Consider the following 7,373-nt stretch of genomic DNA (forward strand, 5'->3'; position numbering starts at 1 on the left):
CTCCTATCCCTGTTACTTCCTAATTCCTTTTTAGTGGGGGAGTGTGAACAGTTACGTCACACAAGCGCCTAAGACACCAACTCCTAAAAGCACTGTTAAGGCATAGGATTGAGTTTGTCCAGTGTTGCTATATTTCAAGCCTTCACCACCTAAGAGAGAGAATAAACCCACAAAGTTGACGATACCATCTACTACAAATCTGTCCAGCATATCGGCAAATTTAGAGAGTTGGGCAACGCCGAAAATAATGGTAATTTTGTACAATTTAGGGGTGTAAAAGTCGTAAGCAAATAAGTCTTGTAAACCTTGCCAGGGTAAACGAATTGGTTTAGGAATGTTACCTAAATAGATGATGCTGCTAATACTGCAACCAAAAATACTTGACCAAATTAATAGGAGGGCGACATCTTTATTTAAAGTTGCCCAGTCGGGAAGTAATGATAAACTTTGCAACACTAAAGGTAGATGTAAAACAAAGCCACACAAAATCATCATTGGTAAAACCATTAACCAAATAGCTTCAGGAGAACGTTCACTCATTTGTTTGGGTTTACCACCAAAAATTAAACCAAATTCTCTAGTTAAACTAAATGCAGTTAGGGCATTAACAACAATTATTATGGCGACTAAAATCGGGTGTGTTCCCCATAAACCATCAGCTAATTTGAATAAAGCCCAAAAACTACCTAAAGGGGGAAAACCGATTAAACCCAATGTGCCGATAATAAAGGCTAAACCGGACATGGGACGACGTGACCATAATCCACCTAATTGGGTAACGTCTTGGGTGACACTGTTCCAAACGATTCCGCCGGTACTCATGACTAATAATGCAGCGGAGAGGGCATGGGTGATGACTAATAGTAATGCTGCTTCATTTTGCTGTGTGCCTACGGCAATAAATACCAAGCCCATGTAAACACTGACAGAATAGGATAAACAGCGTTTGATGTCAATTTGAGCGATCGCAATTAATGAACCACCAATCGCTGTCACTGCCCCAATAGCCACTATCGTCGCAGATGCCACAGGGGATAAACTAAACACAGGTTGCAATTTAATCAGCACCCATGCACCACTGGCAACCACCACCGAACTCCGCAAAATTGTACTGGGAACAGGACCCTCCATTGCCTCATCTAACCACAAATGCAAGGGAAACTGGGCGCATTTACCCATTGGACCGGCAATTAACCCCAAGCATACTAAGGTAATAATTGTCGGGTCAACATTGGCAGTGGCCGCCCATGCAGTTAACTCCGTATAATTCCAAGTTCCTGAAAGTGTCCAAAGTCCCAAGACACCCATTAATAAAAACAAGTCTCCTACCCGTTTAGTTAAAAAAGCATCACGCGCCCCGGTGACTACCAAGGGTTGACTAAACCACAAACCTACTAATAGGTAAGTTCCCAAGGTGAGGATTTCCAGAATTACATAACTGAAAAATAAATCGTTACACAAAACCAAGGCACAAAGACCCGCTTCAAATAATCCCAATAAGGAAAAAAAGCGTCCCCAACCCCAGTCCATTTCCATGTAACCAATGGCGTATATCTGCGCCAGCAAATTCAAGCCGGTAATAATAATTAACGCGCCCACACTGACGGAAGAAATTTCTAAATTAATGGTGAGGTTTAAACCTGCTGTAGATAGCCAAGGAATAAATACTTCTTGGGCTGGATGATTCCAAGTAGCAAAAAAGGCAAAAACAGCATGGGAAAAGGCGAACAAGGTCATCACCACGTTGACATATCCCGCCGGTCGAGGACCAGTTTTGCGAATGATTCCCGGCGACCAAGGTATGGCTAAAAGCCCACCTATCAAAGCATAAACTGGAATTAGCCAAACACTGTCTACTAAATACTGAGCCATTCAATTACCTCTATAGTTTGCAGCAAAAATTAAAGAAAATACAGCAACTAGCGTTGATCCCTGTGAATCTAGCTGTGATGGATAATGAAAATTTATCTTTATTTAATATTGTTAGAAATAGCTTACCTTTATCTGTGCCAAAAAGGAATTATTTAATTAAACAAATTCACGATATTTTCTGTAAAAAATTCTTATATTTCAATAGATTGAATTATTGAATGGCAACTATTATTTTTAATCTATGGATTGTATTTTCCCGTAGTATAGGGGCGGGATTTTCCAGCCCCTTTAAATTCACACTTTAGCAATTATGTCAAGGTGCAAATCGAGTAAATTATTTTCGGCAATGATCACAGGTGGGCTGACTTGGCTAATAGGCGCTGGTTTCATATCCCGGTAATCAATAATTTGGACAACAATTAGGTAAGCGATCGCTAGAAGGATAGAAAATACACCCGTAACAATCGCAACTATCTGAGAACGATTCATAAGTATTTCCCCTGATGGAATAACGAAATAGTCTTTAAATTTGAAATAAGAACTTTCCTAATTATTTTACGCCCAAAATTTCAGATATCGCTTGCATAATATCCAGATAAAAGTTACCTTTAACAGCCCGAAATAACTCAAATTTAGATTCAGGTGCGCCAAAAAATGGACGCAGAAACCATCCTAGCTGAATTCCCACAAAAGCATAAAGTAGTAACCAGGATTGTAAAATGGTAGTGCGGGTTTTTTTACCCACTTCATCTTGTTGGGAAAGTAACTGCATTCCTTCATACAGAAACTTCACACCAAAAGTTCCCGTAATTCCAAAAATTAAGACATTCAACAGTTTAAAAAATTGGTAAGAATCGGGGGCTGTAATCATGAAAAATAGCGTTACTGGTGCTAAACTAAACAATAAAACGCTAATCACTGATACTGCGGTAAGTAAGACCACAAAATGTTGTTTAAAGCTGCTACGAGAACCAAATAAAACATTAAAAAAGAACAACGTAGGAAAGCATATTATTAACGTTAATAAATAAAATGCTGGGAGTTTAATCGCACTTGATAATGCTTGCCCAAAACTGTGAGAAGCACCGATAATTACACCATAAATTGCAAAGAATATAGAACTGGTAACAAACAGTGAACTGATTTTGCTTTCTAGTCTAACCTCTTGGCGAATTTCTTCTAAGAAATTTTGCCTATCTCTTAGTAAACTCAATAAAACCCCAAAGTGTTTCTTAACATCAGCTTGTTTTTCCAACATATTAACGAATTCCTAATAAATAACCTAGCGATTGAATAACACTTAAATAAAAGTTTCCTTCTCTTTCTCTAAATAGCTGAAAAACAGAATCTGGTGTTCCAAAAAAAGGTCGCAGAGTCCACCCCAATTGACTACCAACAAAAGCATAAAGTAATAACCACGATTGAATAATCTTTTTACGGGTCTTACTACTTTCATCGTCTTGTTCTAAAACTATGGTGGTAGCATTATATAAAGAAGAAATACCAATAAATCCAGTTAAAGAAAAGATAATAACATTTAACAAAATTAGAAATTGGTAATTATTAGTTGTAATTAAGAAAAACAAAGTAATTGGGGCAAAACTAAGTAGGTGAACAAAATAAAAATGAGGGGTATTGCGTTTTATAAAATGGCTGAAACTCAATCAGAATATCGCATTGAGACAACTTTACATACCGTTACATACCTTTAAATTTTCCTGTTGACCTACTTAAATAAAAGTACGCTGGTGACAGAAACCGCAGTTAGCACCAAGGCAAAATGTTGAGCAAAAGTTCGTTTTGAACCAAAAATAACATTAGCAAAAAATAATGTTGGCAAACAAATTAGTAAGGTAATTAGATAAAGTGCCGGTAGTTTGACAGCAGAAGATAAAGCTTGCATCCAACTATGATATGCACCAATAATTCCGCCATACATTGCTAAAAATAGAGAACTACAAACTAATAAAGAAATGATTTTACTAGGTAATCTAATACCTTGGCGAATCTCTTCTAAAAAGCCTTGACGTTCTCGCAGTAACCCAATTAGCACCGCAAAGTATTTTACCCTGATAGAATTGCGTTCAATCATCTTATCCTCAGATATTATTCATGATAATCATTGCCAGAACCAAACCGCCATTTATCTATTAACCGATGCCAATAATATTGTTGTTGAATAGATAAATTATTAACTAAAAATTCTATCACTGGAGTTACAAAAAATAACCCATTATAAACACATAAGTTAATATAATGTAACATCCAATCCAACAAACTCAATACACCGACTTGGGGAATAATTTTTGCAACCAACAAAGGATGAGATAAACCCGTTTTTAACAATGTTTGTGTCAACGCCCCAAACTGAACAATATCTTGTAAAAAAGGTTTTAACACAGGTATTCCTAAATGCTGCATTTGGACAAATACAGCGGAGAGTAATTGGTTAATTTGATTTGGATCAATTTTCTGATTTACACCTACACTCATGGCTTTTTGAAATAACCAAGTTACACTTAAACTTGGTTGATATGGTTGGAGAATTGCTAAAGATTGGGCAGATAATTGATCAGTTTTTAGTGCCTCTTCAATTCCCAAAGTTAGCCTTTGTAAATGACGTACCATAGCCCCAAAACCACCAAAACTTAAAGGTGATTGATTACCGCTGCTATCTCCCACAGGTAAAATCCGATTCCAAAGAGTTTGCAGAGGACTTTGACGATAACTAGGAAAGAAACCAAATAACGCCCGTTGAAAATTTAGGCGATTAATTTCCACACCTTGATATTCTGGTAACAGGCGTAAATATTCATCAAATAAAGTTTCCAAACTCAATCTTTGTGCATCTGCATCCATATAAGTGAATAAATATGTAGTTCTACCATCCTTAGCTGGAAAAGCTTCCCAAAAATACTGACATTGATTTTCCAAAGCTGTAAAAGATAACAACAAGTCACCGGAGTTGTTTTCCGCAAATCCTTTTGCACAAGTTCCCACAACTAAACAAAGTGCATCTGGTTTTTTCCCTTGACGCGCTTGTTGGCTAATTGGAGAAATATTTCCCATAGCATCTAGTAATAATTTTGCAGTAAATTGATTATTAACTATGACTCCATTTGGGTGAACCACAATATGCTTAAATGGTGTATTTTCAAATAATTTTCCTCCCATATTCAGAAAACGGTTTTTTAACGTTTCCAGAAGATAAATAGGATTAACACCAATATTTAAAACGTCTTCTACCCATACTTCTGTACCACCGTGAAATTTAACCCTGGCGGGATTATATTCTGTGACAATAGCTTGTGTTAATTCGGCTGCTGTCAGTAATTCCAATTCCCGAAACACTTCTAACTCTTTGCGAGAAATATTCCATTCCTGTTCTCTTCCCCGTAAAATTCCCCTTTCTAACAACGCTACCCGCACACCCCGCACAGCTAAAGCAGAAGCGATTAAAATTCCCAAAGTTCCACCGCAGATAATGACATCGAATTCTACAGAGTCTAAATTTTCGGGATTTTCTATAACTACGTTGGGTATGGGTGCGTTATCTGTTCTTAGGGATGCTAATATACGGTCAGAACGTCGTAAACCACCTAAAACATCGCCTGGGAGTTGGGAAAGAATTTCTTCAGTTAGTGACATAATTGTTAATTTAAGCTAGAAATGTTGAATTACGTAACAAAACTTTACATATCGAGATAAGTACGTGGGTGGAGAAAAATCAAAATATATTTCGTTTTGTGAAATGGCTAAAACTCAGCCACAATAACGCATCAAGGTTAATTTATATATCGTTACACATTTTGGTTTTATTGTGATCACCTACTTAATATCTTTAATTATTGGTTACTATCTAGTTTAGTTGAGCAAGTAAAAAAATGATTCTGACGATAAAATAGTTAAAGAAATAGTAACCACTATACTCAAAACATCACGTTTTTCTGATGTACTGCTTATGTGCATATCATTGATACTTGAAAAGTTAAATTATTAAATTTTATTTAGAAAATGTTTCAAAAGATACAAAAATTGTTACACTTAAATACATAATTAGAGATTAAATTTAAATTGCATAAAATCACATGAAATTACGAGCAATATCAGACTTCAAAAATCAAATTATTCATAGTGATAATCTATCTATACTCAAACAAATAGAAAATGATACTTTTGATTTAATCATTACTTCACCACCATATTTTCAGCAACGTAATTATGGAAATGGTGATTTAGGCATAGGTAATGAAACAACTGAATCAGAATATTTAAAAAATATCCTCACAATTTTTGGAGAATGTGTGCGCGTTTTGAAAAAAACTGGACTAATAGTTTTTAACTTAGGAGATAAATATATTAACGGGAGTTTATCTCTAATTCCTTATAAATTTGCAATTCAAGCCACCCAAAACCAAAATATTTTTCTTATTAATCAAATTACATGGTCAAAACTCAATCCGACACCACGTCAAGATAAAAGGAAATTAATACAAGCGACAGAACCTTTTTTCATATTTGCTAAATCAAAAGATTATTATTTTAATTTAGATAATTATTTACAACACTTAGATAACTTCAACAAAAGCGTTAAAAGTAAACCATCTGATAAATTAGGTAAAAAATATCTGGAATTAATCAAAAATTCTGATTTAAGTGAAGAACAAAAAAATAATGCTATCAAATCATTAAATCAAGCTATTTCAGCGGTACACAAGGGAGAAATTGAAGGATTTAGAATGAAAATTCATGGTGTACATAAATTAGCCTATGGTGGACAAGATGGAGGAAGAAATAATCAAATTAAGAATAATGGGTTTACTATTATTAGAATTTTGGGAAACACGATGAAAAAAGACATCATTGAAAGTCCCGTAGAGATTACAAAAAATAATCATCATCCAGCAGTTTATCCCATGTATATTATTCAAGAATTGATTAAATTATTAACTCAAGAAGGTGATTTTGTCCTTGATCCTTTTTGTGGTAGTGGTACAACTTGTATAGCAGCTAGAAATTTACATAGAAATTATTTAGGAATAGAAATCAATCCTGATTATGTAAATTTAGCTAATAACCGTATGGAAGAATCTGATTCTCAGCAACAGGAGTTATTTATATGAAAAATAAAAATAAATATAGTCAAGAAATTGCCGCATTAGAGAAATGCTATCAGCAAGCACTTGAATTAGTTAAAAATCAATCATTTACAGAATTTGATCAAGAAATAAGAAATTGTGTAGATATTTTTATTCAAAAAATAGAAACCGATAAATCTTTAATTCAGGTAATTATTACCAGTTTACTCAAGAAAATAATTAAACCAGAGCAAGATATCAGATTACATCAAAAGAAATTTCCGGCTCTTGCGTCCCTTTTATGGAGAATTAATACTAAAGTGCCAGTTTAATAAACTACGTAATCTAAAATTACTAAAGTTACGAAATCCATATCCAAGTCTTTTGATTAATTTGAGTTTATTATTAATTCCTTCTACAGTA

7 protein-coding genes and 2 pseudogenes are annotated in these 7,373 nt (G+C 34.7%); 2 read left to right on the forward strand and 7 right to left on the reverse strand.

The features are described from left to right. Window positions 1-51: 51 nt before the first annotated feature. The 6 genes and pseudogenes from FJR05_RS13910 to FJR05_RS13935 form a co-directional block, all read right to left on the reverse strand. The gene (locus tag FJR05_RS13910; RefSeq protein WP_168644655.1) at window positions 52-1,872 is read right to left on the reverse strand and encodes an NAD(P)H-quinone oxidoreductase subunit F; all 1,821 of its coding nucleotides are present in this window, start codon (window positions 1,870-1,872) and stop codon (window positions 52-54) included. 294 nt (window positions 1,873-2,166) lie between these two features. Continuing rightward, window positions 2,167-2,361, reverse strand: a complete 195-nt coding sequence (locus tag FJR05_RS13915) for a hypothetical protein (RefSeq protein ID WP_168644656.1) — start codon at window positions 2,359-2,361, stop codon at window positions 2,167-2,169. 61 nt (window positions 2,362-2,422) lie between these two features. Then, the gene (locus tag FJR05_RS13920; protein WP_168644657.1) at window positions 2,423-3,130 is read right to left on the reverse strand and encodes an actin-binding WH2 domain-containing protein; all 708 of its coding nucleotides are present in this window, start codon (window positions 3,128-3,130) and stop codon (window positions 2,423-2,425) included. A 1-nt stretch (window position 3,131) separates the two neighbouring features. Next, window positions 3,132-3,476 (reverse strand): annotated as a pseudogene (locus FJR05_RS13925) (actin-binding WH2 domain-containing protein); the annotation flags it as partial. 128 nt (window positions 3,477-3,604) lie between these two features. Then, window positions 3,605-3,964: pseudogene (locus FJR05_RS13930) on the reverse strand (actin-binding WH2 domain-containing protein); the annotation flags it as partial. A gap of 14 nt (window positions 3,965-3,978) precedes the next feature. Then, the gene (locus tag FJR05_RS13935) at window positions 3,979-5,520 is read right to left on the reverse strand and encodes an FAD-binding oxidoreductase (RefSeq protein WP_168644658.1); all 1,542 of its coding nucleotides are present in this window, start codon (window positions 5,518-5,520) and stop codon (window positions 3,979-3,981) included. A gap of 440 nt (window positions 5,521-5,960) precedes the next feature. On the opposite strand from FJR05_RS13935, the gene FJR05_RS13940 reads away from it, so the two are divergent. Beyond that, window positions 5,961-6,995: a site-specific DNA-methyltransferase gene (locus FJR05_RS13940; RefSeq protein ID WP_168644659.1), complete on the forward strand. Its 1,035-nt coding sequence runs from the start codon at window positions 5,961-5,963 to the stop codon at window positions 6,993-6,995. Further along, on the forward strand, window positions 6,992-7,282 hold the full coding sequence (locus tag FJR05_RS13945) for a hypothetical protein (RefSeq protein WP_217385594.1): 291 nt from the start codon (window positions 6,992-6,994) through the stop codon (window positions 7,280-7,282). Before FJR05_RS13940 ends, FJR05_RS13945 begins: the two co-directional genes overlap by 4 nt. On the opposite strand, the gene FJR05_RS13950 is transcribed toward FJR05_RS13945, so the two are convergent. Next, window positions 7,250-7,373, reverse strand: a 124-nt coding sequence (locus FJR05_RS13950) for a transposase (protein WP_168642427.1), incomplete at its 5' end; no start/stop codon positions are given. The genes FJR05_RS13945 and FJR05_RS13950 overlap by 33 nt on opposite strands.

The sequence above is a fragment of the Dolichospermum sp. UHCC 0259 genome, from assembly GCF_009711935.1.
Lineage (GTDB): Bacteria > Cyanobacteriota > Cyanobacteriia > Cyanobacteriales > Nostocaceae > Dolichospermum.

Coding starts and splice junctions, on each gene's coding strand:
- FJR05_RS13910 (WP_168644655.1), bottom strand. CDS start 1,872: ATGGCTCAGTATTTAGTAGACAGTGTTTGGCTAATTCCAGTTTATGCT.
- FJR05_RS13915 (WP_168644656.1), bottom strand. CDS start 2,361: ATGAATCGTTCTCAGATAGTTGCGATTGTTACGGGTGTATTTTCTATC.
- FJR05_RS13920 (WP_168644657.1), bottom strand. CDS start 3,130: ATGTTGGAAAAACAAGCTGATGTTAAGAAACACTTTGGGGTTTTATTG.
- FJR05_RS13935 (WP_168644658.1), bottom strand. CDS start 5,520: ATGTCACTAACTGAAGAAATTCTTTCCCAACTCCCAGGCGATGTTTTA.
- FJR05_RS13940 (WP_168644659.1), top strand. CDS start 5,961: ATGAAATTACGAGCAATATCAGACTTCAAAAATCAAATTATTCATAGT.
- FJR05_RS13945 (WP_217385594.1), top strand. CDS start 6,992: ATGAAAAATAAAAATAAATATAGTCAAGAAATTGCCGCATTAGAGAAA.